Origin of the sequence: Streptomyces sp. Ag109_O5-10 (genome assembly GCF_900105755.1) — a bacterium.
In the GTDB taxonomy this organism is placed as follows: Bacteria; Actinomycetota; Actinomycetes; order Streptomycetales; family Streptomycetaceae; genus Streptomyces.
Map to the genome: position 1 here is coordinate 6,305,621 of NZ_FNTQ01000001.1, position 25,318 is coordinate 6,330,938.

A 25,318-nucleotide genomic window follows, 5' to 3' on the forward strand; every position below is an offset into this window, starting at 1 on the left:
CTGTCCGGGCGGCCGGGGGCGGGCTGCCGCACCCGGGCTACGCCAGGTAACCTCCAGCTCATGTCCCGCCATGTCGCGATCGTCACCGATTCAACGGCCTACCTGCCGCCGCGGACGGTGGAGCGCCACGGCATCACCGCGGTGCCGCTGACCGTGGTCCTCGGCGACCGGGCGCTCGAAGAGGGCACCGAGATCTCGACGCGTTCCCTGGCCCAGGCTTTGCAGAAGCGTCGCCCCGTCACCACCTCCCGGCCCAGCCCCGCGGTGTTCGCCGAGACCTACCGCAAGGTAGCCGGGACCGGAGCGACCGGAATCGTCTCGCTCCACCTCTCCGCCGAACTGTCGGGCACCTACGACGCGGCCGTCGTCGCCGCCCGGGAGGCACCGGTCCCGGTGCGTGTGGTCGACACCGGGATGGTCGCGATGGCCCTCGGTTTCTGCGCGCTCGCGGCGGCCGAGGCCGCCGAGGCGGGCGGTACCGTCGACGAGGTCGTCACGGCCGCGGAGAAGCGGGCCGCCGGGACCTCCGCGTACTTCTACGTCGACACTCTCGACTATCTGCGCCGCGGCGGCCGCATCGGCACCGCCCAGGCCCTGTTCGGTTCCGCGCTCGCCGTGAAGCCCCTGCTCCAGCTGGACGGCGGCCGGATCGAGCTCCTGGAGAAGGTACGGACGGCGTCCCGGGCCATCGCCCGCCTCGAGGAGCTCACGGCCGAGCGGGCGGGCGGCGCCGAGGTGGACATCGCCGTCCACCATCTCGCCGCTCCCGACCGGGCCTCGGCCCTCGCCGACCGGCTGCGGGCGCGGGTGCCCGGGCTGGCCGACCTGCACGTGAGCGAGGTCGGCGCGGTCATCGGGGCGCACACCGGACCCGGGCTGCTCGGGGCGGTCGTCTCGCTCCGCTGAGCCGGGGACCGGAGGGCGTGCACTTCGCCACATCACTCGTACGAGTGGCGTAGTTCTCCACAACGCGGGCGCTGTCCACGGAAACCGAGCAAGATCATCGCGGTTCGGCGGGAAGCCCGATCCTCGTCGCATGGCACTTCGATCACGCTCACACGAGACACATGCGACCAGTGGCCCAGGCCGGGGCCCCACCTCCGACGGCCGCACCCGGCACCGGCGGTTCCCGGTCCGGGCCTGCGTCCGGCACCGCCCGGCTCCGGCGGACGAACTGCGCCGCCGGGCGGAACTCCTCTTCGGCGAGCGCGCCGTCGTCAGGCCCGGGCCGGGTCAGGGACAGCCCACCGCGGAGACGGTGACCGGCACCGGCGCGGCGACCGGACTGACCGCGGCCACGACCGCGGTGCGCACGGCCACGGCCGGAGTGCGCACCGCCGCGGCTGCGCTGTCCACGGCGGCGGCCGTGATGTCGTCGGCCCGCGCACTGGCCGGCGAGGTCACGGCACGCCGCGAGCCGGCGCTGCCCGGGCTGCGGTCCAGGGTCGGGCTCGCGGTTCGGGAGCGGATGCCGGTGTGGCTCCAGACACGCTGCGGGCTGGAACGCCGGGGCGCGGTCGCCCTGGGGGTGGTGCTCGTCGTGGCCGCGGCACTGGCCGTGCAGCACTTCTGGACGGGCCGGACCGAGTCCGTGAGCGCGCCCGAAGTGGTGCGCGCGGAGGCGCCGTACGAGAAGGGCGATGAGCAGACCCAGGCCACCGGAACCGCCGCCGTCGGAACCGGTACCGCCGCGGCGCCCGGTACGCCCGCCGGAACCGGCAGGCCTGGCGGGGAGATTGTGGTGGATGTCACCGGGAAGGTCCGGGATCCGGGGGTCCACACACTGCCCGCCGGCTCCCGGGTGACCGACGCGCTGCGGGCGGCGGGCGGGGTACGGCCCGGTACGGACACCGACGGACTCAACCGCGCCCGCCTCCTGACGGACGGCGAACAGATCGTCGTCGGAGGCCCCGCGCCGCCGGCCGCACCAGGTCCGGCCGCGGGCGGTCCCGCGACGGGAGCGGGCCCGGCGGCCCCGCTCTCCCTCAACACCGCGACCGTCGAGCAGCTCGACGCCCTGCCCGGAGTCGGCCCGGTACTGGCCCAGCACATCCTCGACTTCCGCACCCAGCACGCCGGTTTCCGTTCGGTCGACGAACTCCGCCAGGTCAAGGGCATCGGCGACCGCCGCTACTCCGACCTGCGGGACCTGGTACGGCCATGAGCCGCGCGACCGACGGAGCGGCACCAGGACCCGCGGCCGTGGGCCGGTCGGTGCGAGCCGGCCCGGGGCCGCGGACCGGGACCGCGCCCGCCCGGCAGGACGCGCGGGCCGACCTGCGGCTCGTGCCGCCCGCGCTGGCCGTGTGGGCCACGGCGGCCCTGGCACTGGACGCGCCGCCCGCGTGGACGGCCGCGATCGCCGTCGTCTGCCTGGGCGCCGGGGCGGTCCTGCTGGGGCTCGGCCGGGCCCGCACCCGGCCGGTGACGGGGACGGGGACGGGGACGGCCGATGCCACGTCGGCCAGGCCGAGGGCCTGGCGGCGGGCCTCGGGCGGCGCCCTGCTCCTCTGCGTCGCCGGGGCGGCCGGCTCCGCGGGGCTGCACGGGGCGGACGTTCGTCGCGGACCGGTTCCCGGTCTGGCCCGCGCGTACGCCACCGTGACCGCCGAGGTGGAGCTCACGGGCGACCCGTGGACCGCCAGGCCGCGCGTCCGGGGGGACCACGCCACGCCGGCCGCCGTACTGGTGCGCGGCGAGGTGCGACGGCTGGAGCAGGGCGACGGGACCGTGGTGACGACCCGTTCACCGGTGCTGATGGCCGTGGACACGGGGGTACCGGCGCCCGGTGGCGGCGGCCGGGCGCGGTGGCTCGGGCTGCTGCCCTCGACCCGGCTGAGGGTGAGCGGGCGGCTGGCGCCGGCCACGGCCGGCGGCGACCGGGTCGCGGCGCTGCTGCGGGTGCGGGAGCGTCCCGCGCCGGCGGTGGTGGGGGAGCCGAGCGGGCCGCAGCGGTTGGCCGGACGGTTGCGGGCCGGGCTGCGGGAGGCGACCGACGGGCTGCCCGAGGACGCGCGGGCGCTGCTGCCCGGACTGGTCGTCGGGGACACCTCACGGATCACCCCGGAGCTGGACGAGGCGTTCGAGGCGACCGACCTCGCGCACACCCTCGCGGTGTCGGGCAGCAACCTCACCATCCTGCTCGCCCTGCTCATCGGACCGCCGGGACTGGCCCAGCAGACCGAGCGGCGGGGGCTCGCTCCGCGCCTCGGGCTGTCGCTGCGGGCGACGGCACTGTTCGCGTCGGCGCTCACGCTCGGCTTCGTCGTGGTGTGCCGCCCGGACCCCAGCGTGCTGCGGGCCGCGGCCTGCGGAGCGGTCGCCCTGCTCGCCCTGGCGACCGGCCGCCGCAGGTCCCTGGTCCCGGCCCTGGCCACGGCGGTTCTGCTGCTGGTGCTGTACGACCCGTGGCTGGCCCGCAGTTACGGCTTCCTGCTGTCGGTGCTGGCGACCGGTTCGCTGCTGCTGCTGGCACCCGGGTGGAGCGAGGCGTTGCGGCGGCGCGGGGTGCCGGAGCGGCTGGCCGAGGGGCTGGCCGCGGCCGCGGCCGCGCAGGCGGTGTGCGGACCGGTGGTCGCGGTGCTGTCGGCGCGGGTGAGTCTGGTGGCGGTGCCCTGCAACCTGCTGGCGGAGATCGCGGTCGCGCCGGCCACGGTCCTGGGGTTCGGGGCGCTCGCGGCGGCTCCGGTGGCGATGCCGGCGGCCAAGGTGCTGGCGTGGTGCGCGGGTTGGCCGGCCGGGTGGATCGCGGGCATCGCCCGGACCGGGGCCGGGCTGCCGGGTGCGGGCGTGGACTGGCCCGGGAGCTGGGCGGGGGCGCTGCTGCTGGCCGGGGTGACGGTGGCCGTCGTGGCGCTGGGGCGGCGGCTGCTGCGGCATCCGTGGTGGTGCGGGGTGCTGGGGGTGCTGGGGGTGCTGCTCGTGCTGCTGGTGGTGCGTCCGGCGCCGCTGGCCCGGGTGGTCACGGGCTGGCCGCCGCCCGGCTGGCGGCTGGCCATGTGCGATGTCGGGCAGGGGGACGCGACCGTGCTCGCGGCGGGCGCGGGCACGGGTGTGGTCGTGGACGCCGGCCCCGATCCGGCACTGGTCGACCACTGCCTGCGGGAACTCGGCATCACCCGGATCCCGCTCGTCGTCCTCACCCACTTCCACGCGGACCACGTCGCGGGCCTGCCCGGGGTGCTGCGCGGCCGTGAGGTGGCGCAGATCGAGACGACCGGGTTCGAGGAACCCGTGGACCAGGTCGAGTTCGTCAGAAGGCAGGCCGCCGAGCACCGGGTCCCCCTCACGCGGGCGGTCGCCGGGGAGCGGCGCAGGACCGGGCCGCTGGACTGGCGGGTGCTGTGGCCGCCCCCGGACCCGGCCCCGTTGCCGGACGGACCGAACGACGCCAGTGTCGCCCTGCTGGTCCGCTCGGCCGGGCTGCGGATGCTGCTGCTCGGGGACCTCGAACCCCCGGCGCAGCAGGAGCTGCTGAGATCACCGGCCGCGGCCGAGATGGGCCACGTGGACGTGCTGAAGGTGGCCCACCACGGGTCCGCGTACCAGGATCCGCAGCTGCTGCGGCTGGTGGCGCCGCGGGTCGCGCTCATCTCCTGCGGGGCGGACAACCCGTACGGCCATCCGGCACCCGGCACGGTGGCCGGACTGCGGGCCGTGGGGGCGATGGTGCTGCGGACCGACCGGGACGGGGCGCTCGCCGTGACCGGAGGCGGCACGGGCGGGGAGGCGGGGGAGCTGCGCGTGGCGCGAGACTGAGGGCATGAACTCGGTGCACCCGGCGCAGATCGACGCCTACCTCGGCCGTCTCGGAGCCGCCCGTCCGGCCCGGCCCACCGCGGACACCCTGCGCGAGCTGCACCTTCGGCACCTGCGGACCGTGCCCTTCGAGAACCTGTCGGTGCACCTCGGCGAGGAGATCGTGCTGGCCGGGGAGCGGCTGGTGGAGAAGGTGGCGGGCGCGGGCCGGGGCGGGTTCTGCTACGAACTCAACGGGGCCTTCTCGGTGTTGCTGACCGCGCTCGGTTTCGGGGTGACGCCGCTGGCGGGGCGGGTGTACGGGGCGGAGGGGCGGCTCGGGATCCCGTACGACCATCTCGCGCTGCGGGTGCGGACGGAGGACGGCGCCGAGTGGCTGGCCGACGTGGGGTTCGGGGCGCACAGCCACCACCCGCTGGCGTTCGCGGAGCGGGGCGAGCAGGCCGATCCGGGCGGGACGTTCCGGATCGCGGAGGCCAAGCCGGACGAGGCGGGGGCGGTGGGCGGGGGCGGGGAACGCGCGGTGGGCGGGGACCTGGACGTGCTGCGCGACGGGGAGCCGCAGTACCGGCTGGAGGTCCGGCCGCGGGTGCTCGGGGACTTCACGGCCGGGGCGTGGTGGCACAGCACCTCGCCGTCGTCGCACTTCACCCAGTCGCTGGTCTGCTCCCGGGTCACCGGGGACGGCGGGCGGATCACGCTCAGCGGGCGGACGTTGACGCGGACGGCGGCCGACGGGACGCGTGAAGTGAGGGAGTTGGCGCACGACGAGGAGGTGCTCGGGGTCTACCGGGAGCGGTTCGGGATCGTACTGGACTGTGTGCCGACTGTGCGAAATCCGTGGAAAGGCAAGCGGAGCGGCTAATTCGGGTTTCGTGGGAGAACGCGTTTCTACCGGCGCGTAGTGTTCTACTCGTGGGTAGTTCCGGCGCATGTGCCGGATTCCCGCGATGTGGTGCCGTGTTGCCCCGAAAGCCGCATCAATGATCGAATGTTTCTTCGGCAACGGATGACGGCGAGGCGTACAGGGGTGGCGAGGATGTTCGGCCGCTTGATGGGAAACCGAACGAACCGGGTGCAGCGGGCGAGCCCCCTCGCGGCGGTGCAGACCGCGCCCGACGCCGGGGTGCTGAGCTGCCGGGTGCTCGACCCGGTCAACGAACCGGTGACGAACGCCGAGTTCGCGGTGACCGACACCATGGGACGCACGGTGGTCAGCGGGGGTGCGGATCCCTACGGGTCGTTCGTGACGGCGGTGCCGGCCGGGGAATACCGGCTCGCGGTGTCCGCCGAGGGGTTCACGCCGTACCGGGCCACCGCGCAGGTCGGCGAGAACTGCCTCGCCGCGCTCGGTGACGTCACCCTCCAGGTCGCCCAGCCGCCGGAGCTTCCGGCGCCGGGGGACTGGGAGATCGAGCCGACGCATTCCTCGATCGCCTTCACCGCCCGGCACATCGGACTGGCGCGGATCCATGGGCGGTTCAACTCGTTCGCGGGCGCGGTACGGATCGCCGAACCGATGGAGCACTCCGCCATGCACATCGTGATCGACGCCGCGACCATCGACACGGGCGTCCGGATGCGCGACGACCATCTGCGTTCCGCTGACTTCCTCGACGTGCGGCGCTTCCCGACACTGGAGTTCTACAGCGACCGTTTCGTGCACAGGGGCGGCGCCAGGTGGGGCGTCACCGGGGCGCTGTCCCTGCACGGGGTGACCCGCACGGTCACCTTCGACACGGAGTACCTCGGGCTCGGCAACGGCATGGAGGGCGAGGTCCGGGCCGCCTGCCGGGCCACCACCGAACTCCACCGCGACGACTTCACCGTGAGCTGGCAGACCATGCTGGCGCGCGGGATCGCGGTGGTCGGGCCGAGCATCCGCGTCGACCTGGACGTGCAGATCGTCCCGAAGGGCTGAGCCGGCCCCGCGCCCCGCCCTGTCGCCGCGGCTCGTACCGGTGGCCGGCGGTGCCCGAGAATGGGGGCGTGAGCGATGTGAGACATGTGCTGGTGCTGCCCGACCGGGACGCGGCCCAGGAGGCCTGCGAGGCCCTCGGGGAGCGGTTCGGGGTCGACGAGGAGCCGCGGCTGGTGCGGGACGCGCTGGCCGGGGAGGACGACGCCGAGGACGCACAGTGGCTGGTCCTGCTGAGGGACGAGCAGGGGCGGCTGGACCCGGCGGAGCTGGACGAGTTCGCCGGGGAGTGGGAGGGATGGCGGGAGGAGCCGTAGGAGCGCGGCCGGCCCTGTTGTCAGTGGGCCGTGGGATGCTTGGCGCGATGGCCAAGAAGACTGCTGACGACGATCCGCTCACCCCGTTGACCCTGGCCGTGGGGCAGGAGGAGCTGCTGCTCGACCGTGCCGTGCAGCAGGTGGTGGCCGCTGCCCGGGCCGCCGACGCCGACACGGACGTACGGGACCTGAACCCCGACCAGTTGCAGCCCGGCACGCTCGCCGAGCTGACCAGCCCGTCGCTCTTCGCGGAGCGCAAGGTCGTGGTCGTGCGCAACGCGCAGGACCTGTCCGCCGACACCGTCAAGGACGTGAAGGCGTACCTCGGGTCGCCCGCCGAGGAGATCACCCTCGTGCTGCTGCACGCCGGCGGGGTCAAGGGCAAGGCACTGCTCGACGCGGCGCGCAAGGCCGGCGCCCGCGAGGTCGCCTGCCCGAAGATGACCAAGCCGGCGGACCGGCTCGCGTTCGTACGCAGCGAGTTCCGGGCGCTCGGGCGGTCCGCCACGCCCGAGGCCTGCCAGGCGCTCGTCGACGCCATCGGCAGCGATCTGCGGGAGCTCGCGTCGGCCGTCACCCAGCTCGCCGCGGACGTCGAGGGCACCATCGACGAGGCCGTCGTCGGCCGCTACTACACCGGACGGGCCGAGGCGTCGAGCTTCACGGTGGCCGACCGCGCCGTGGAGGGACGCACAGCGGAGGCGCTGGAGGCGCTGCGCTGGTCGCTGGCGACCGGCGTGGCCCCGGTGATGATCACGAGCGCGCTCGCGCAGGGCGTCCGGGCGATCGGGAAGCTCGCGGGCGCTCGGGGCGGGCAGCGGCCCGCCGATCTGGCCCGGGAGCTCGGCATGCCGCCGTGGAAGATCGACCGGGTGCGGCAGCAGATGCGCGGGTGGACGCCGGACGGGGTCGCGGTGGCACTGCGGGCCGTCGCCGAGGCCGACGCGGGCGTGAAGGGCGGCGGGGACGATCCCGAGTACGCCCTGGAGAAGGCCGTGGTGACGGTCGCGCAGGCGGCGCGGTCACGCGGCCGGGGGTGACCGACCCCGGGGGCGATCGGCGGAGCTCAGGGTCAGCGGGCCGGGCGGGAGGCGCCCGGGCGTGCCGAAGGCCCCGGCGTCCACCCTGGGGAAGGGCGGGGAGCCGGGGCCTTCGGTTCAAGCTGTCGATCGACGCCCGCGTGGCGAACGCAGGCCGCGCGTCGATCCTAGGGTGCCGGCCGGGGGCGGATGAGAGAGGGCCCGCCCGGGTCCTGCCGGCGTCAAATCAAGTTTTCAGCCCTTGAGGGAAGCAACCTTGGAAGCAAGCGCCGACTTCTTGTTGGCGGCCTGGTTCTTGTGGATGACGCCCTTCGAGACGGCCTTGTCGAGCGCACGCGCGGCAGCGCGCTGCAGCTCGGTGGCCTTCTCCGCGTCACCCGCGGCAGCGGCCTCACGGGCCTTGCGGATCGCGGTCTTCAGGGAGGACTTGACGGCCTTGTTGCGCAGCCGGGCCTTCTCGTTGGTCTTGATCCGCTTGATCTGGGACTTGATGTTCGCCACGAATGAGCCTTTTCAGGTTCTGGTGCGGGGCCGCGAAGGTCCCGTACCGATGATTTCTTGAGGTCGTGCCTCGCGCTGAGAGGGCATGAGACACAGCTGCCCACACTACCAGCGGGCAGGAGAATGGCCCAAACCGGTCCCCGGTCCCTCTCCATGGGACCATGGAGACTACGTATCGATCCGACCCGAGGCATAAGGCGCCTCAAGAGACAGGACCCTGCGTGCCCGCGACCCCTAACAATGTGCCCGAGCCGAGCCGTACCGACCCGGCTCTGATCCGCAATTTCTGCATCATCGCGCACATCGACCACGGCAAGTCCACGCTCGCCGACCGGATGCTCCAGCTGACCGGCGTGGTCGAGCAGCGGCAGATGCGTGCTCAGTACCTCGACCGGATGGACATCGAGCGCGAGCGCGGCATCACGATCAAGTCCCAGGCGGTGCGTCTGCCCTGGGCCCCGACCGAGGGCCCGGACCAGGGCAGCACGCACATCCTCAACATGATCGACACCCCGGGGCACGTCGACTTCACCTACGAGGTCTCGCGGTCGCTGGCGGCCTGCGAGGGGACCATCCTCCTCGTCGACGCCGCCCAGGGCATCGAGGCGCAGACCCTCGCCAACCTGTACCTGGCGATGGAGAACGACCTCACGATCATCCCCGTGCTCAACAAGATCGACCTGCCGGCCGCTCAGCCGGAGAAATTCGCCGAGGAACTGGCGAACCTGGTCGGCTGCGACCCGTCGGACGTGCTGAAGGTCTCGGCGAAGACCGGTCTCGGCGTCGACGCGCTGCTGAACAAGGTCGTCAAGGAGATCCCGGCGCCGGTCGGTGTCGCCGACGCGCCCGCCCGCGCCATGATCTTCGACTCGGTCTACGACTCCTACCGCGGTGTCGTGACGTACGTCCGTGTCATCGACGGCCAGCTCAACAAGCGTGAGCGGATCAAGATGATGTCGACGGGCGCCACCCACGAACTGCTGGAGATCGGCACCAACTCGCCGGAGATGCTGTCCGCCGACGGACTCGGTGTCGGCGAGGTGGGTTATCTGATCACGGGTGTGAAGGACGTCCGGCAGTCCAAGGTGGGTGACACCGTCACGAGCCAGGCCAAGGGCGCCACCGAGGCGCTCGGCGGCTACAAGGACCCGAAGCCGATGGTCTTCTCCGGTCTGTATCCGCTGGACGGCTCCGACTACCCAGAGCTGCGAGAGGCCCTCGACAAGCTCCAGCTGAACGACGCCGCGCTCGTCTACGAGCCGGAGACGTCCGCCGCGCTCGGCTTCGGTTTCCGCGTCGGCTTCCTCGGTCTGCTGCACCTCGACGTGATCCGGGAACGGCTGGAGCGCGAGTTCGGGCTCGACCTGATCGCCACCGCGCCGAACGTGGTCTACCGGGTGGTCATGGAGGACGGGACCGAGTACACGGTCACCAACCCGAGCGAGTTCCCCGAGGGGAAGATCAACGAGGTGTACGAGCCCGTCGTACGGGCCACGATCCTCGCGCCGACCGAGTTCATCGGCTCGATCATGGAGCTGTGCCAGACCCGGCGCGGCACCCTGCTGGGCATGGACTACCTGTCCGAGGACCGGGTCGAGATCCGGTACACGCTGCCCCTCGCGGAGATCGTCTTCGACTTCTTCGACCAGCTGAAGTCGAAGACCCGCGGTTACGCCTCGCTGGACTACGAGCCCACCGGCGAGCAGACCTCCAGCCTGGTCAAGGTCGACATCCTGCTGCACGGCGACAAGGTCGACGCGTTCTCGGCGATCACCCACAAGGACGCGGCCTACGCGTACGGTGTACGGCTCGTCGCCAAGCTGCGCGAGCTGATCCCGCGGCAGGCCTTCGAGGTGCCCATCCAGGCGGCCATCGGCTCCCGGGTCATCGCCCGCGAGACCATCCGCGCCATCCGCAAGGACGTCCTCGCCAAGTGCTACGGCGGTGACATCTCCCGGAAGCGGAAGCTGCTGGAGAAGCAGAAGGAAGGCAAGAAGCGGATGAAGATGGTGGGTTCCGTGGAGGTTCCGCAGGAGGCCTTCATCGCGGTGCTCTCCAGCGATGACAGCACGGGATCGGCCAAGAGCAAGAAGTAACCGCGGGTAACAATCGGTCGCGGCCGCAAATCGGGTACAACGGGGGTCCGCCGTACGAAAGTGCGGCGGACCCCTACGCGCGCGTAGCGTCGCTCTGCGTCGACCATGCGGCGAAACAGACAGGCCGATGCCCCTTACGCGCAGGCCGGTCGCGGCTTACTCTGATCCCTGCTCGATAGTTACTCGCGAGTTAAACAACCAGCTCGAACCCCACCGTGAGTAAACCCCAGCCGCACTGAGAGCCAGCCGCACCGTCGCGGGCCCCGGAGGATGTCGTGACCGACACACAGACACTGATCGAGAACCGACCGCCGTCCGTGGCGGCCCTCTTCCTGGATCGCGTGGCGGCCACACCGGACGCCGAGGCCTACCGCTATCCGGTGCCCGCGGCCTCCGGGCAGGGACCGGACGACTGGAAGTCGCTCAGCTGGGCGCAGGCCGCCGAGCGGGTCTACGCCATCGCGGCCGGTCTCATCGAACTCGGCATCGAGCCCGAACAGCGGGTCGCCCTCGCCTCCTCCACCCGCGTCGAGTGGATCCTCGCCGACCTCGGCATCCTGTGCGCCGGCGCCGCCACCACAACGGTCTACCCGCAGACCAACGCCGAGGAGTCGGTGTTCATCCTCTCCGACTCCGCGAGCCGGGTGCTGATCGCGGAGGACGCGGCCCAGGTCGCCAAGGCCGTCCAGAAGCGCGCAGAACTGCCCGACATCGTCCAGGTCGTCGTCATCGACCCGGCCGGCGCCGAGACCGGCGACTGGGTGATCACCCTCGCCGAACTGGAGCAGCGCGGCGCCAGGTACCTGGAGAAGCACCCCGAGCTGATCAAGGAGCGGGTCGGCGCGATCACCAAGGACCAGCTCGCCACCCTCATCTACACCTCCGGCACCACCGGCCGCCCCAAGGGCGTACGGCTGCCCCAGGACAACTGGTCGTACATGGCGAAGGCGATCGCCGCGACCGGCCTGGTCGGCGCCGAGGACGTGCAGTACCTGTGGCTGCCGCTCGCCCACGTCTTCGGCAAGGTGCTCACGTCCGGGCAGATCGAGGTCGGTCACGTCACCGCCGTCGACGGTCGCGTCGACAAGATCATCGAGAATCTGCCGGTCGTGCAGCCGACGTACATGGCCGCCGTGCCGCGCATCTTCGAGAAGGTCTACAACGGCGTCGCGGCGAAGGCCCGTGCGGGCGGTGCCGCCAAGTACAAGATCTTCCAGTGGGCGGCCGAGGTCGCCCGCGAGTACGCCAAGGTCACCCAGGAGAACTTCCGCCGTACCGGTGCCGCGACCGTTCCCTTCGGGCTCGCCGCCAAGCACAAGGTCGCCGACGGGCTCGTCTACTCCAAGCTGCGGGAGGCCTTCGGCGGGCGGCTGCGGGCCTGCGTCTCCGGGTCGGCGGCGCTGGCGCCCGAGATCGGCTACTTCTTCGCCGGCGCCGGTGTGCACATCCTGGAGGGCTACGGCCTCACCGAGTCCTCCGCCGCGTCCTTCGTGAACCCCGGCGAGGCCTACCGCACCGGTACGGTCGGCAAGCCGCTGCCCGGCTGCGAGGTGCGGATCGCCGACGACGGCGAGATCCTGCTCCGCGGCCCCGGCATCATGCAGGGCTACCACGGGCTGCCCGAGAAGACGGCCGAGGTCCTGGAGGCCGACGGCTGGTTCCACACCGGTGACATCGGCGAGCTGTCCCCCGACGGCTACCTGCGGATCACCGACCGCAAGAAGGACCTCATCAAGACGTCCGGCGGCAAGTACATCGCGCCCGCCGAGGTCGAGGGACAGTTCAAGGCGGTCTGCCCCTACGTCTCCAACATCCTCGTGCACGGTGCCGACCGGAACTTCTGCACCGCCCTGATCGCCCTCGACGAGGTGGCGATCCTGGAGTGGGCCAAGGAGAACGGCCTGGACGGCAAGTCCTACGCCGAGGTGGTGGCCGCGCCGGCGACCGTAGAGATGGTCGACGGGTACGTCAAGGAGCTCAACGAGGGGCTGCAGCGGTGGCAGACCATCAAGAAGTTCCGGCTGCTGCCCCGGGACCTCGACGTGGAGCACGGGGAGATCACGCCGAGCCTGAAGCTGAAGCGGCCGGTCGTGGAGCGGGAGTACAAGCATCTGATCGACGACATGTACGCCGGGACACGGGAGGCCTAGGGGTTCGTCGCCGGGTGCGGGTGCGGGTGCGGGTGCGGGTGCGGGTGCGGGTGTGTGGGGTTGGTCGCGCCCCCGCGGCGGAGCCGCGCATCGGCTCGGTCCCGCGCCCCTTCCCTTCAGTTCGACCTGGCCCTGTTCAACAGCTGCCGTAGCTCCCTGGTCTGCTCCCTCAGTGTTGTCACGTCGACGGGTTCCGCGGCCAAGCGGTCCTCGATGGCCGCCAACCGCTTGCCCAACTCGCCGAAATCGGCCTGTTCCCGTGCCAGCAGTTCCTGCAACTGCTGGTTCTTCCGGTGCAGTTCCAGGAACACGTTGACCTTCGCCCGCAGTACCCACGGGTCGAACGGTTTCGTCAGGTAGTCCGCCGCGCCGGTGGCGTAGCCGCGGAAGGTGTACCCGGCGTCCTCGTCCGCTCCGGTCAGGAAGATGATCGGGACGTCTTTCGTCTGGTCGAGGCGTTTGATGTTCGCGGCTGTCTCGAAGCCGTCCATGCCAGGCATGCGGATGTCGAGGAGGACGACGGCGAAGCGGCGGCGGAGCAGGGCTTTCATCGCCTCCTCGCCGGAGCGGGCCCTGACGATCGGCTCGTTCAGTGACCCCAGAACGGCTTCCAGTGCTATCAGGTTGTCCTCCATGTCGTCGACAAGGAGGATGCCGGCACGGTCGTCAGCGGTCATGGCGCCGTCCGTTCGTCGTCGGCGCGCTCGCCGTCCTGTGGGCTGTCGGGGTCCAGGAGTGCGCAGACGACGGTGAGCAGCCGGTCGACGTCCACCGGTTTGGGTACGTAGTCGTTGGCGCCGCGGGCGATGGACTTCTCCCGGTCGCCCGGCATCGCCTTCGCGGTGAGGGCGACGATCGGCAGACCGTTCCAGCGGGGGGCGCGGCGGATGGCCGCGATGGTCTCGTGGCCGTCCATCTCCGGCATCATGATGTCCATCAGGACGAGTTCGACGTCGGGGTTGCGTTCCAGGGTCTCGATGCCTTCCCGGCCGTTCTCCGCGTACAGCACCGGCATGCCGACGCGGCCGAGGACGTGGGTGAGGGCGAAGACGTTGCGGATGTCGTCGTCGATGATCAGGACGCGGCGGCCGGGGAGTACCCGGCCCGCGCGGCCCGTCTGCCAGGCCTCGAGGCGGGTCGGGGTCGGCCAGGAGTCGTCGGGGTCGGTGGCGGTGACCGGTGCGGGGCCGAGGGCGGGCGCGGTGTGGTTCTGAGCGACCGGCGCGGGTGCCGTGTGGCCGGGGCTGACGACCGGGACGTACAGGGTGAATGTGGAGCCGGTGCCCGGTTCGCTCTCGGCGACGATCCGGCCGCCCAGCAGGCCGGCGATCTCCCGGCTGATGGAGAGGCCGAGGCCGGTGCCGCCGTACTTGCGGTTCGTGGTGCCGTCGGCCTGCTGGAACGCCTCGAAGATGACCGGGAGTTTCTCGGCGGCAATGCCGATGCCGGTGTCCGACACCTGGAAGGCGATCACCTCGTCGCTGTCGTGGACGTAGTGGCGCTCGGGGTCCTTCACGCGGCGCACCCGCAGTTCCACGCGGCCCTTGGCGGTGAACTTGATCGCGTTGGAGAGCAGGTTGCGCAGGATCTGCTGGAGGCGTTGTTCGTCGGAGTACATCTCGCGCGGCACGTCGTCGCCGACGGTCACCTCGAAGGCCAGTCCCCGGTCCAGGGTCACCGGGCGGAAGGTCGCGTGGACGTAGTCGAGGAGTTTGATCAGGGGGAGGCGTTTGGGGCGGACGTCCATCCGGCCGGCCTCGATCTTCGACAGGTCCAGGATGTCGTTGATGAGCTGGAGCAGGTCCGAGCCGGAGCGGTGGATCGTCGTCGCGAACTGGACCTCCTGGTCGGAGAGACGGCCGTCCGGGTTGTCGGAGAGCAGCCGGGCCAGAATGAGCAGGGAGTTCAGCGGAGTGCGCAGTTCGTGGGACATGTTCGCCAGGAACTCCGACTTGTACTGGGAAGAGGTCGCCAGGAGGGCGGCCTTCTCCTCCAGTTCCGCGTTGGAACGCTGTAGTTCCGCCTGTTGTTTCTGAAGTTCGTCCGAACGTTCCTGGAGCTGCATCGCCAGCCGCTGGGACTCGCCGAGCAGGGACTCGGTGCGGGAGTTGGCGATGATCGTGTTGATCGCCACGCCGATGGTGTTGACGAACTGGTCGAAGAACGCCAGGTGGACGTCGGAGAAGCGGGAGAAGGAGGCCAGTTCGATGACGCCGAGGAGTTTGTCCTCGAAGAGGATCGGGATGATGACGATCGTGGTCGGCGCAGCCTCCCCGAGACCACTGTTGATCTTGATGTAGTCCGGCGGGGTCTCCTCGACGAGGATCCGCTTCTTCTCGCGGGCCGCCTGGCGGACCAGGCCGTGCACGGGGAGGCCGCCGGTCTCGACCGTCGCGCCCTGTGCGGAGCCGTAGCCGGCGATGAACGCGAGGCCCTTGGGCGGTACGGCGGTGCGTACGGCGGCGCCGTCCTCGTCGGGGTCGGCCAGGAAGAACGCGCCGTACTGGGCGTTCACCAGCGGGGTCAGTTCGCGCAGGATGAGGTCGGCGACCTCCATCAGGTCCCGGTGGCCCTGCATGAGGGCGGCGAGACGGGCCAGGTTGGACTCCAGCCAGTCCTTCGCGCGGGTCGTCTCGCGCAGGTTGGCCACCATCAGGTTGATGTTGTCCTTGAGTTCGGCGACCTCGCCGCGGGTCTCGACGGTGATCGAGCGGGACATGTCGCCCTGTGCCACGGCGGAGGCGACCTCGGCGATCGCGCGGACCTGGGTGGTGAGGTTGAGCGCGAGTTCGTTCACGTTGGTCGTCAGGCGTTTCCAGGTGCCGTACACGCCCTCCACGCGGGCCTGGCCGCCCAGCCGGCCGTCGGAGCCCACCTCGCGGGCCACCCGGGTCACCTCGGAGGAGAACGAGGACAGGGTGTCGACCATGGTGTTGATGGTGGTCTTCAGTTCGAGGATCTCGCCGCGGGCGTCCACGTCGATCTTGCGTGACAGGTCGCCCTGGGCGACGGCCGTCGCGACCTGGGCGATGTTGCGGACCTGTGAGGTGAGGTTGTCGGCCATGTAGTTCACGTTGTCGGTCAGGTCGCGCCAGACGCCGGAGACGCCGAGCACCTGGGCGCGGCCGCCCAGCCTGCCGTCGGTGCCGACCTCGCGGGCGACACGGGTGACCTCGTCGGCGAAGGCCCGCAGCTGTTCCACCATCGTGTTGACGGTGTCCTTGAGTTCGAGGATCTCGCCGCGCGCGTCGACGGTGATCTTCTTGGAGAGGTCGCCGTTGGCGACGGCTGTCGTCACCTGGGCGATGTTGCGGACCTGGGAGGTCAGGTTCAGGGCCATGAAGTTGACGTTGTCGGTGAGTTCTTTCCAGACTCCCGAGACGCCTCTGACCTGCGCCTGACCGCCGAGGTTTCCTTCGGTGCCGACTTCGCGTGCGACGCGGGTGACTTCGTCGGCGAAGGCGGAGAGCTGGTCGACCATCGTGTTGATCGTCGACTTCAGTTCGAGGATCTCGCCTTTCGCCTCGACGGTGATCTTCTTGCCGAGATCGCCCTGGGCGACGGCCGTGGAGACGAGGGCGATGTTGCGGACCTGGGACGTCAGGTTGTCGGCCATGAAATTGACGTTGTCGGTGAGGTCTTTCCAGACCCCGGACACGCCTCTGACCTGCGCCCGGCCGCCGAGGTTTCCTTCGGTGCCGACTTCGCGTGCGACGCGGGTGACTTCGTCGGCGAAGGCGGAGAGCTGGTCGACCATCGTGTTGATCGTCGACTTCAGTTCGAGGATCTCGCCCTGCGCGTCGACCATGATCTTCTGTGAGAGGTCGCCGTTGGCGACGGCCGTCGTCACCTGGGCGATGTTGCGGACCTGGGAGGTCAGGTTCGACGCCATGAAGTTGACGTTGTCGGTGAGGTCCTTCCAGACGCCCGACACGCCCCGTACCTGGGCGCGGCCGCCCAGCCGGCCCTCCGTGCCGACCTCGCGGGCCACGCGGGTGACCTCGTCGGCGAACGCGGAGAGCTGGTCGACCATGGTGTTGACGGTGAGCTTCAGCTCCAGCAGCTCGCCGGTGGCCTCGACGGTCACCGTGCGGGTCAGGTCGCCGCGGGCCACCGCCGTCGTCACCAGGGCGATGTCACGGACCTGCGCGGTCAGCCGGGACGCCATGGTGTTGACGGCCTCGGTGACGGCCCGCCAGCTGCCGGACAGGCCCTGCACCTTGGCCCGGCCGCCGAGCCGTCCCTCGGTGCCGACCTCGCGCGCGACCCGGGTCACCTCGCCGGTGAACAGGGACAGCTGGTCGACCATCGTGTTCACCGCGCGGGCCAGCCTGCGCAGATCACCGCGGAGCTGCCGGCTGCCGTCGTGCAGATCGACCCGCTGGGTCAGGTCGCCGCCGGCCACCGCGTCCAGCACGCGCGTGGCGTTCGCGGCCGGCGCGACCAGGGCGTCGAGGACCTGGTTGACGTCGTTGACGCGTGACGTCCAGGCGCCCTGGCCGGGGCTCGCAGACAGCCGTTCGTCCAGCCGGCCGTGGCGCACCAGCTCCCGTTTCACCCGCCGCAGATCGGTGTTGAAGTGAATGCCGCGGTCCATGATCTGGTTGAAGACCGCGGTGAGTTCGGCGACGATCCCCTCCCCGGTGGCCCCGTCGATCCCGGTCTCCGGGACTTTCGCGAAGTCGCCGTCGCGGGCGGCGGTCATCGCGGCGAGCAGAGGGCGCAGCGCGGATGCTCGGAGTTGTTCCGGTTTCTGTCCGTCTTCGAGCACACGCGTAGCACTGTTCTCACTCATGGCGGCCCACTTCGGTAACTCGGTGCTTATGGGCGCAGTCAGTCTGTCACTCTGTCCGCATCGATCGGGATGTATTCGTCCGAACTGCTCGGGGAGCTGGACATGGGGGCCATACCCACGCAACGGGAGACCGTCTCCCGGGTCCGTGAGGCGCCTGCGCACGACGCGGCGCCCGCGCACGGCGACGCTCCCGCGCATGACAACGTTCAGGCGCGCGACAGCGCTCAAGCGCGCGACACCGCGGGCCCGCGTGCGCAGGGGCGTGCGTCCCTGCCCGGCAGCCCGCTCGCGCCCGGTTCCGCCCGCGCCCTGGTGCGCGCCTCCTTCGACGAGTGGACGGAGTGCGGCCTGCTCCGCCCGGAGCAGCAGCGGGTCGCCGAGGACGCCATGGTCGTCGTCAGCGAACTCGTCACCAACGCCGTCGTGCACGCCGGCACGGACGTCGAGGTCGACTGGTGGCTGGAGGATCGGGAGGAGACGGCGTTCGTCGTCGAGGTCACCGACCACCATCCCTCCCGCGCGCCCCGCGACCACCCGGGCGAGACGCCGTACGAGACGCCGGAGTTCGGGCGAGGGCTGCGCCTGGTCGCCTCGCTCGCGGAGTCCTGGGGGGTGACGTACCGCACCGGCGCCAAGTCGGTGTGGGCGCGGCTGACCGGCCGTGGCGGCACGCTCCCCGACGAGCGGCAGCTGAAGGTCGCCGAGATCCTCGCCCCCGAGCCACCCCAGGCCCAGTCGCAGCTGCACCCCGCGCACGCGTACGCGCGCGAGGCCGCCGCGGAGCGCGGAGAGCGCGGGGACTGCTCGCACCGCCCCGAGCGGGACCGGGACTGGCTCAACCGGGGCGCGCTGTCCTTCCTCGCCGAGGCCTCCGACCTGCTCGCGGGCCAGCTCGACGAGAACCTGGTGGCGGCGCTCACCGGCCAGCTGATCGTGCCCCGGCTCGCCGACTGGTGCGCGGTGTGGCTGGAGGACGAGGCGACCGCACGGGGCGGCGGCTGGGGCGAAACCGGCGGCGCGGGCGGCCCGCGGCTGGCCCGGGTCTGGCACGGCAGCGAGAACCGCATCGAGGAACTGCGGCACGCCCTGGAGAAGGACCCGCCGTCCGCGCAGGGCGGCTTACGGTCCGGGCCCGAGCCGTATCCCTGGCCCGGCACGGCGCTCGGCCCGCAGGGCACCCACGGCTCGGCGCTCGCCTACCGGCTCATCGCGGGCGGCCGCCCGCTCGGCACGCTGGTCATCGGCCGGTCCGGCCCGGACGGCATCCCCGACGAGATCAACGGCCTCGTGGAGGACTTCGGCCGCCGGGTCGCCCTCGCCATCGGCGCGGCCCGCCAGTACGCCCGCCAGGCCACCATCAGCGCCGTCCTGCAGCGCGGGCTGCTGCCCGGCGCGGTCGCCGAGATCCCGGGCGTGCGCAGCGCGCTGGTCTACGAACCCTGCGACAAGGGCGGCCCCAGCGGCGACTTCTACGACCTCTTCCCGGCCGGCGACGGCCGCTGGTGCTTCGCCGTCGGCGACGTCCAGGGCAAGGGCCCCGAGGCCGCCGTCGTCATCGGCCTCGCCCGGCCCTGGCTGCGGCTCCTCGCCCGCGAGGGCTACCGGGTCGCCGACGTCCTCGACCGCCTCAACCAGCTCCTCCTCGACGACGCCACCGAGGCCGCCGACGCCGCCGCCCGCGCCCTGGTCGCCGTCGGCGGCCGCGCCCTGCCGCCCGGCGACAGCCCGCAGACCCGTTTTCTCTCCCTCCTCTACGGCGAGCTCACCCCCCTCGACGGCCGCGGCATCCGCTGCACCCTCGCCTCCGCCGGGCATCCGCTGCCGCTGCTCCTCGGCCCCGACGGAGAGGTCAGCACCGCCGCCCGCCCGCAGACGCTGCTCGGGGTCGTCGAGGACGAGACGTACACCAGCGAGACCATCGAGCTGGCGCCCGGCGACAGCCTGCTGTGCGTGACCGACGGGGTCACCGAGCGGCGCTCCGGCAGCCGTCAGTTCGACGACGGCGACGGGCTCGCGCGGGCGCTGGCCGGCTGCGCGGGGCTGAACGCCGACCTGATCGCCGAGCGCATCAGACGGCTCGTCCACGAGTTCGGCGGCGGACAGCCGGAGGACGACCTGGCACTCCTCGTCCTCCAGGCGGAGTGACCGAAGCCCTACGGGAACCGAGGCCCTACGGGAACCGAGGCCCTACGGGAACCTGAGGCCCTACCGGAACCGAGGCCCTACAGGAACCGAAGTCCTACGGGAGATGTCCGTACAGGAGATCCGTACAGGAAATCGGTACGGGACGTCGGTACGGGACAATGGGGGACATGCCTTCCGCACTCCCCGACGGCGAGCCCGTCCCCGACGACGGCGCGCTCCCCGCGTCCGCGCTCGCCGGCGCCGCCGCCCGCCCCCTCGGGTTCTACCTGCACGTCCCCTACTGCGCGACCCGCTGCGGCTACTGCGACTTCAACACGTACACGGCGACCGAGCTGCGCGGTACCGGCGGTGTGCTGGCCTCCCGCGACAACTACGCGGACACCCTGATCGACGAGGTCAGGCTCGCGCGGAAGGTCCTCGGCGACGATCCCCGCGAGGTGCGGACCGTGTTCGTCGGGGGCGGTACGCCGACGCTGCTGGCCGCCGCCGACCTCGTACGGATGCTGGGCGCGGTCCGCGACGAGTTCGGGCTCGCCGCCGACGCGGAGGTCACGACCGAGGCGAACCCGGAGTCCGTCGACCCCGCCTACCTCGCGGCCCTGCGCGAGGGCGGCTTCAACCGGATCTCCTTCGGCATGCAGAGCGCACGGCAGCACGTGCTGCGGGTCCTCGACCGCACCCACACCCCGGGACGCCCCGAGGCGTGCGTCGCGGAGGCCCGCGCGGCCGGATTCGACCACGTCAACCTCGACCTGATCTACGGCACCCCCGGCGAGTCCGACGACGACTGGCGGGCCTCCCTGGACGCGGCGATCGGCGCCGGGCCCGACCACGTGTCGGCGTACGCGCTGATCGTCGAGGAGGGCACGCAGCTGGCCCGGCGGATCCGCCGGGGCGAGGTCCCGATGACCGACGACGACGTCCATGCCGACCGCTACCTGATCGCCGACTCGGTGCTGGCGGGCGCGGGCTTCGACTGGTACGAGGTGTCCAACTGGGCCACCTCGGAAGCGGGCCGCTGCTTGCACAACGAGCTGTACTGGCGGGGCGCCGACTGGTGGGGCGCCGGACCGGGGGCGCACTCGCACGTGGGGGGCGTGCGGTGGTGGAACGTGAAGCACCCGGGGGCGTACGCGGCGGCGCTGGCGTCGGGGCGGTCGCCGGGCGCCGGGCGGGAGGTCCTGTCGGACGAGGACCGGAGGGTCGAGCGGATCCTGCTGGAACTGCGGCTGCGGGAGGGGGTGCCGCTGGAACTGCTGAAGGAGGCGGGACTGACGGCCTCGCGGCGGGCGCTGGAGGAGGGGCTGCTGGAGGCCGCACCGTACGAGCAGGGGCGGGCCGTGCTGACGCTGCGGGGGCGGTTGCTGGCGGATGCGGTGGTCAGAGACCTGGTGGACTGACCAATCCGGCGGGTGAATCACCTCGAAACGACGGTTCGATCCCCAACCTGGTTCGCAGGCCGCCGCCCGCGGGGCGCGGCGGATGTGGAGGCCACGGGGGTCAGGCCCCACCGCTGCCCGTGACGAAGTCGATCAGTTCCTCCACCCGCCCCAGCAGCTCCGGCTCCAGGTCCTTGTAGGAGTGCACGCGCGCGAGGATCGCCTGCCAGACGGCGCCCGTGTTGTCGGTGGGCCAGCCCAGCGCCCGGCAGACGCCCGTCTTCCAGTCCTGGCCGTGCGGGACGCGGGGCCAGGAGTCGATGCCCAGGGACGACGGTTTCACCGCCTCCCAGATGTCGATGTACGGGTGGCCGACGACCAGGGCGTGGTCGCTGGTGACCGACTGGGCGATGCGCCACTCCTTGGTGCCGGGGAGCAGGTGGTCGACGAGGACGCCGAGACGGGCGTCCGGGCCGGGGGCGAACTCGGCGACGATGGCGGGGAGGTCGTCGACGCCCTCCAGGTACTCCACGACCACGCCCTCGACGCGCAGGTCGTCGCCCCAGACCTTCTCGACCAGTTCCGCGTCGTGGCGGCCCTCCACGTAGATGCGGCCGGCGCGGGCGACACGCGCGCGTGCGCCGGGGACGGCGACCGAGCCGGAGGCGGTACGGGAGGGACGTACGGGTCCCCCGGACGTGGGGCGTACGAGGGTGACGACCCGGCCCTCCAGGAGGAAGCCGCGCGGTTCCAGCGGGAAGACGCGGTGCTTGCCGAAGCGGTCCTCCAGGGTGACCGTGCCCGCCTCGCAGCGGATCACCGCGCCGCAGAAACCCGTACCCGGCTCCTCGACCACCAGACCGGGTTCGGCGGCCACCTCGGGCACCGGCTTCGGCTTCTTCCACGGAGGGGTCAGGTCGGCGGAGTACTGGCGCATTCGGATGACGATAGGAGAAGCCGGACCGGCGCGCCTACGACACGCCGAAACGGGCGGCCAGGGCGTCGCGCTGGGCCCGCACGAACGCCGCGTCCACCACCGCTCCGTGACCGGGCACGTACAGGGCGCGGTCGCCGCCCAGGGAGAGGAGGCGGTCGAGGGCGGCGGGCCACCGCGACGGTACGGCGTCGGGGCCGGCCTGCGGATCGCCGGACTCCTCCACCAGGTCGCCGCAGAACACCACCTCCGGGTCGCCGGGGACCAGGACGGCGAGATCGTGCGGGGTGTGGCCGGGGCCCACGTTCGCCAGCAGGGCCTGGCGGCCGTCGCCCAGGTCGAGGGTCCACTCGCCGGAGACCGGATGGCGCGGGAGGGGGAGGGCGTCGGCCGCCTCCTCGGCCTCCCCGGCCGGCAGGCCGTTGCGGATCGCGTCCAGGCGGAGTGCCTCGCGGTCGTACCCGAGGACGGCCTCGGCGCCCACCGCCGCGTACAGGGCCGTGCCCGCGAAGGCGGCCGCGCCGAAGACGTGGTCGAAGTGCGGATGGGTGAGCGCGAGATGGGTCACACGGCGGTCGGCCAGTGCCTGCGCCTCCGTACGCAACCGTGCGCCCTCCGCCAGGCTCGACCCGGCGTCCACCATCAGGGCCGTGCCCGCCCCCAGTACCAGACCCGCCGTGCAGTCCCAGCCCGGCAGCCGGCACCGGCCGACGCCCTCGGCCACCCGCTCCCAGCCCAGCTCTTCCCAAGTCACCGTCATGCCGCGACGCTAGCCGTAGAACGTCATGGGTCCTGACCGGCCTTGCCCAGTCGGTGGCCCACGGCCGTACACTGGGGCGGGGATGCTGGCACTCGCGTTCGCAGAGTGCCAGACGAAAGGCCCGAAGGGACCGAAAGGCCGCGGGGACGACTTTCTGGAGGTGTGGCGCCGGGTGCTGAGTGAACGCAGGCTTCAGGTATTGCGCGCCATCGTCCAGGACTATGTCGGCACCGAGGAACCCGTCGGTTCGAAGGCGCTGACCGAACGGCACAACCTCGGGGTCTCCCCGGCGACCGTGCGCAACGACATGGCCGCCCTGGAGGACGAGGGGTTCATCGCCCAGCCGCACACCAGCGCGGGGCGGATCCCCACCGACAAGGGGTACCGGCTGTTCGTCGACAAGCTGGCCGGGGTCAAGCCGATGAGCGCGCCCGAGCGGCGGGCCATCCAGAACTTCCTCGACGGCGCCGTCGACCTCGACGACGTTGTGGCGCGGACCGTCCGGCTGCTGGCCCAGCTGACCCGGCAGGTGGCGGTCGTGCAGTACCCGTCGCTGACGCGGTCGACCGTGCGGCACGTGGAACTGCTCTCCCTGGCTCCGGCCCGGCTGATGCTGGTGCTGATCACCGACACCGGGCGGGTCGAGCAGCGGATGGTCGACTGTCCGGCCCCCTTCGGCGAAACGTCTCTCGCGGACCTGCGGGCGCGGCTGAACAGCCGGGTCGCGGGACGCCGGTTCTCGGACGTGCCCCGGCTGGTGGAGGATCTGCCGGAAGCCTTCGAGGCCGAGGACCGCGGCACGGTCTCGGCGGTGCTCTCCACTCTGCTGGAGACGCTCGTCGAGGAGAACGAGGAGCGGCTGATGATCGGCGGCACCGCCAATCTCACCCGCTTCGGACATGACTTTCCCCTCATGATCCGGCCCGTCCTCGAGGCACTGGAGGAACATGTCGTCCTCCTCAAGCTCATGGGCGAGGCGGGGGATTCGGGCATGACCGTACGCATCGGTCACGAGAACGCCTACGAGGGACTCAACTCCACGTCAGTGGTGTCGGTCGGTTACGGTTCGGGCGGCGAGGCAGTCGCCAAGCTCGGCGTGGTCGGACCGACCCGCATGGATTACCCGGGAACGATGGGAGCGGTACGAGCGGTGGCACGGTACGTCGGACAGATCCTGGCGGAGTCGTAAGTGGCCACGGACTACTACGCCGTTCTCGGCGTGCGCCGCGACGCGTCGCAGGAAGAGATCAAGAAGGCCTTCCGTCGGCTCGCGCGCGAGCTGCACCCGGACGTCAACCCGGACCCGAAGACCCAGGAGCGGTTCAAGGAGATCAACGCCGCCTACGAGGTGCTCTCCGACCCGCAGAAGAAGCAGGTCTACGACCTCGGCGGGGATCCGCTCTCGCAGAGCGGCGGCGCGGGCGCGGGCGGCTTCGGGGCCGGCGGGTTCGGGAACTTCTCGGACATCATGGACGCGTTCTTCGGTACGGCGTCCCAGCGCGGTCCGCGGTCGCGGACCCGGCGCGGCCAGGACGCGATGATCCGGATCGAGGTCGAGCTCGACGAGGCGGCCTTCGGCACCACCAAGGACATCCAGGTCGACACGGCGATCGTCTGCAACACCTGCAACGGTGAGGGCGCGGCGCCGGGCACCTCCGCCCAGACGTGTGACATGTGCCGGGGCCGCGGTGAGGTCTCGCAGGTGACGCGGTCCTTCCTCGGCCAGGTCATGACCTCGCGGCCGTGCCCGCAGTGCCAGGGGTTCGGGACGGTCGTGCCGACGCCGTGCCCCGAGTGCGCGGGCGACGGGCGGGTGCGGTCGCGGCGGACGCTGACGGTGAAGATCCCGGCCGGTGTCGACAACGGCACGCGGATCCAGCTCGCCGGTGAGGGCGAGGTCGGGCCGGGCGGCGGTCCCGCCGGTGACCTGTACGTCGAGATCCACGAGCTGCCGCACTCGACGTTCCAGCGGCGCGGGGACGACCTGCACTGCACGGTGACGATTCCGATGACGGCGGCGTCGCTCGGTACGAAGGTGCCGCTGGAGACGCTGGACGGTCTCGAGGAGGTCGACATCCGGCCGGGCACGCAGTCCGGGCAGTCGATTCCGCTGCACGGGCGGGGGGTCACGCATCTGCGGGGCGGCGGGCGGGGTGACCTGATCGTGCACGTCGAGGTGACGACGCCGACGAAGCTGGATCCTGAGCAGGAGCGGTTGCTGCGGGAGCTGGCGAAGCTGCGCGGGGAGGAGCGGCCGCAGGGGCAGTTCCAGCCCGGTCAGCAGGGGCTGTTCAGCCGGCTGAAGGACGCGTTCAACGGGCGTTGACGGGTGCGGTGAAGGGGCTCCGCCCCTTCGACCCCGCCAGGGGGCTCCGCCCCTCGGACCCCCGGGGACCTGTGCCCACCCACCACCCGACTCGGCCGGTCGAAAAGCTCGCTCGGCCCCTCGGCTCGGCCCGCCGCGAGGTGTGGTCGGGCGCGCGGCTCGGTCCGCCGGGAGTCCTGGTCGGGCGCCCGGCTCGGCC

The 25,318-nt window shown here is 71.8% G+C and carries 18 protein-coding genes; 13 read left to right on the forward strand and 5 right to left on the reverse strand.

Annotation, left to right across the window (positions count from 1 at the left end; genetic code table 11):
• The first annotated feature begins 60 nt into the window (after nucleotides 1-60).
• The 7 genes from BLW82_RS28760 to holA all read left to right on the forward strand — a co-directional run bounded on the left by BLW82_RS28760 (nucleotide 61) and on the right by holA (nucleotide 8,033).
• The gene (locus BLW82_RS28760) at nucleotides 61-906 is read left to right on the forward strand and encodes a DegV family protein (protein ID WP_093503126.1); all 846 of its coding nucleotides are present in this window, start codon (nucleotides 61-63) and stop codon (nucleotides 904-906) included.
• Nucleotides 907-1,036: 130 nt separating this feature from the next.
• Nucleotides 1,037-2,164: a ComEA family DNA-binding protein gene (locus tag BLW82_RS28765; RefSeq protein WP_093503128.1), complete on the forward strand. Its 1,128-nt coding sequence runs from the start codon at nucleotides 1,037-1,039 to the stop codon at nucleotides 2,162-2,164.
• Nucleotides 2,161-4,758: a ComEC/Rec2 family competence protein gene (locus BLW82_RS28770; RefSeq protein WP_093503130.1), complete on the forward strand. Its 2,598-nt coding sequence runs from the start codon at nucleotides 2,161-2,163 to the stop codon at nucleotides 4,756-4,758. Before BLW82_RS28765 ends, BLW82_RS28770 begins: the two co-directional genes overlap by 4 nt.
• A gap of 13 nt (nucleotides 4,759-4,771) precedes the next feature.
• The gene (locus tag BLW82_RS28775; protein ID WP_093508340.1) at nucleotides 4,772-5,623 is read left to right on the forward strand and encodes an arylamine N-acetyltransferase family protein; all 852 of its coding nucleotides are present in this window, start codon (nucleotides 4,772-4,774) and stop codon (nucleotides 5,621-5,623) included.
• Nucleotides 5,624-5,797: 174 nt separating this feature from the next.
• Nucleotides 5,798-6,679 carry a YceI family protein gene (locus BLW82_RS28780; RefSeq protein WP_093503132.1) on the forward strand — a complete coding sequence of 294 codons (882 nt, stop codon included), beginning with the start codon at nucleotides 5,798-5,800 and terminating at the stop codon, nucleotides 6,677-6,679.
• A gap of 68 nt (nucleotides 6,680-6,747) precedes the next feature.
• Nucleotides 6,748-6,993 (forward strand): hypothetical protein, encoded by a 246-nt coding sequence (locus BLW82_RS28785; RefSeq protein WP_093503134.1) that lies wholly within the window; start codon nucleotides 6,748-6,750, stop codon nucleotides 6,991-6,993.
• A 47-nt stretch (nucleotides 6,994-7,040) separates the two neighbouring features.
• Nucleotides 7,041-8,033 (forward strand): DNA polymerase III subunit delta, encoded by a 993-nt coding sequence (gene holA, locus BLW82_RS28790; RefSeq protein ID WP_218162386.1) that lies wholly within the window; start codon nucleotides 7,041-7,043, stop codon nucleotides 8,031-8,033.
• A 234-nt stretch (nucleotides 8,034-8,267) separates the two neighbouring features.
• Here holA and rpsT read toward each other — a convergent pair whose 3' ends face one another.
• Complete coding sequence (gene rpsT, locus BLW82_RS28795; protein ID WP_030735567.1) at nucleotides 8,268-8,534, reverse strand: 30S ribosomal protein S20; 267 nt, start codon at nucleotides 8,532-8,534, stop codon at nucleotides 8,268-8,270.
• A 221-nt stretch (nucleotides 8,535-8,755) separates the two neighbouring features.
• On the opposite strand from rpsT, the gene lepA reads away from it, so the two are divergent.
• A complete protein-coding gene (lepA, locus tag BLW82_RS28805) occupies nucleotides 8,756-10,630 on the forward strand; it encodes a translation elongation factor 4 (RefSeq protein WP_093503140.1) in 1,875 nt (624 codons plus the stop codon).
• Between the two features lie 275 nt (nucleotides 10,631-10,905).
• The gene (locus BLW82_RS28810) at nucleotides 10,906-12,780 is read left to right on the forward strand and encodes an AMP-dependent synthetase/ligase (RefSeq protein ID WP_093503142.1); all 1,875 of its coding nucleotides are present in this window, start codon (nucleotides 10,906-10,908) and stop codon (nucleotides 12,778-12,780) included.
• A gap of 116 nt (nucleotides 12,781-12,896) precedes the next feature.
• Here BLW82_RS28810 and BLW82_RS28815 read toward each other — a convergent pair whose 3' ends face one another.
• Complete coding sequence (locus BLW82_RS28815; RefSeq protein ID WP_093503144.1) at nucleotides 12,897-13,457, reverse strand: response regulator; 561 nt, start codon at nucleotides 13,455-13,457, stop codon at nucleotides 12,897-12,899.
• The gene (locus tag BLW82_RS28820; protein ID WP_177233099.1) at nucleotides 13,454-17,575 is read right to left on the reverse strand and encodes a HAMP domain-containing protein; all 4,122 of its coding nucleotides are present in this window, start codon (nucleotides 17,573-17,575) and stop codon (nucleotides 13,454-13,456) included. The genes BLW82_RS28815 and BLW82_RS28820 overlap by 4 nt, the downstream gene beginning before the upstream one ends.
• Nucleotides 17,576-17,677: 102 nt before the next feature.
• Here BLW82_RS28820 and BLW82_RS28825 point away from each other — a divergent pair, with 102 nt between their 5' ends.
• Together BLW82_RS28825 and hemW are read left to right on the forward strand one after the other, a co-directional pair.
• Entirely contained in the window at nucleotides 17,678-19,720 is a 2,043-nt protein-coding gene (locus BLW82_RS28825) for an ATP-binding SpoIIE family protein phosphatase (RefSeq protein ID WP_177233100.1), read from the forward strand.
• Between the two features lie 167 nt (nucleotides 19,721-19,887).
• Nucleotides 19,888-21,120 carry a radical SAM family heme chaperone HemW gene (gene hemW, locus BLW82_RS28830; RefSeq protein ID WP_093508342.1) on the forward strand — a complete coding sequence of 411 codons (1,233 nt, stop codon included), beginning with the start codon at nucleotides 19,888-19,890 and terminating at the stop codon, nucleotides 21,118-21,120.
• A gap of 100 nt (nucleotides 21,121-21,220) precedes the next feature.
• Here the strand turns inward: hemW and BLW82_RS28835 are convergent, their stop codons facing one another.
• Nucleotides 21,221-22,036 (reverse strand): DUF3097 domain-containing protein, encoded by an 816-nt coding sequence (locus tag BLW82_RS28835; RefSeq protein ID WP_093503148.1) that lies wholly within the window; start codon nucleotides 22,034-22,036, stop codon nucleotides 21,221-21,223.
• A gap of 34 nt (nucleotides 22,037-22,070) precedes the next feature.
• Nucleotides 22,071-22,793: an MBL fold metallo-hydrolase gene (locus BLW82_RS28840; protein WP_093503150.1), complete on the reverse strand. Its 723-nt coding sequence runs from the start codon at nucleotides 22,791-22,793 to the stop codon at nucleotides 22,071-22,073.
• A 172-nt stretch (nucleotides 22,794-22,965) separates the two neighbouring features.
• Between BLW82_RS28840 and hrcA the strand changes: the two genes are divergently transcribed.
• Both hrcA and dnaJ read left to right on the forward strand, forming a co-directional pair.
• Nucleotides 22,966-23,982 (forward strand): heat-inducible transcriptional repressor HrcA, encoded by a 1,017-nt coding sequence (hrcA, locus tag BLW82_RS28845; RefSeq protein WP_093503152.1) that lies wholly within the window; start codon nucleotides 22,966-22,968, stop codon nucleotides 23,980-23,982.
• Nucleotides 23,983-25,119, forward strand: a complete 1,137-nt coding sequence (gene dnaJ / locus BLW82_RS28850) for a molecular chaperone DnaJ (protein WP_093503154.1) — start codon at nucleotides 23,983-23,985, stop codon at nucleotides 25,117-25,119.
• The last annotated feature ends 199 nt before the right edge of the window (nucleotides 25,120-25,318 follow it).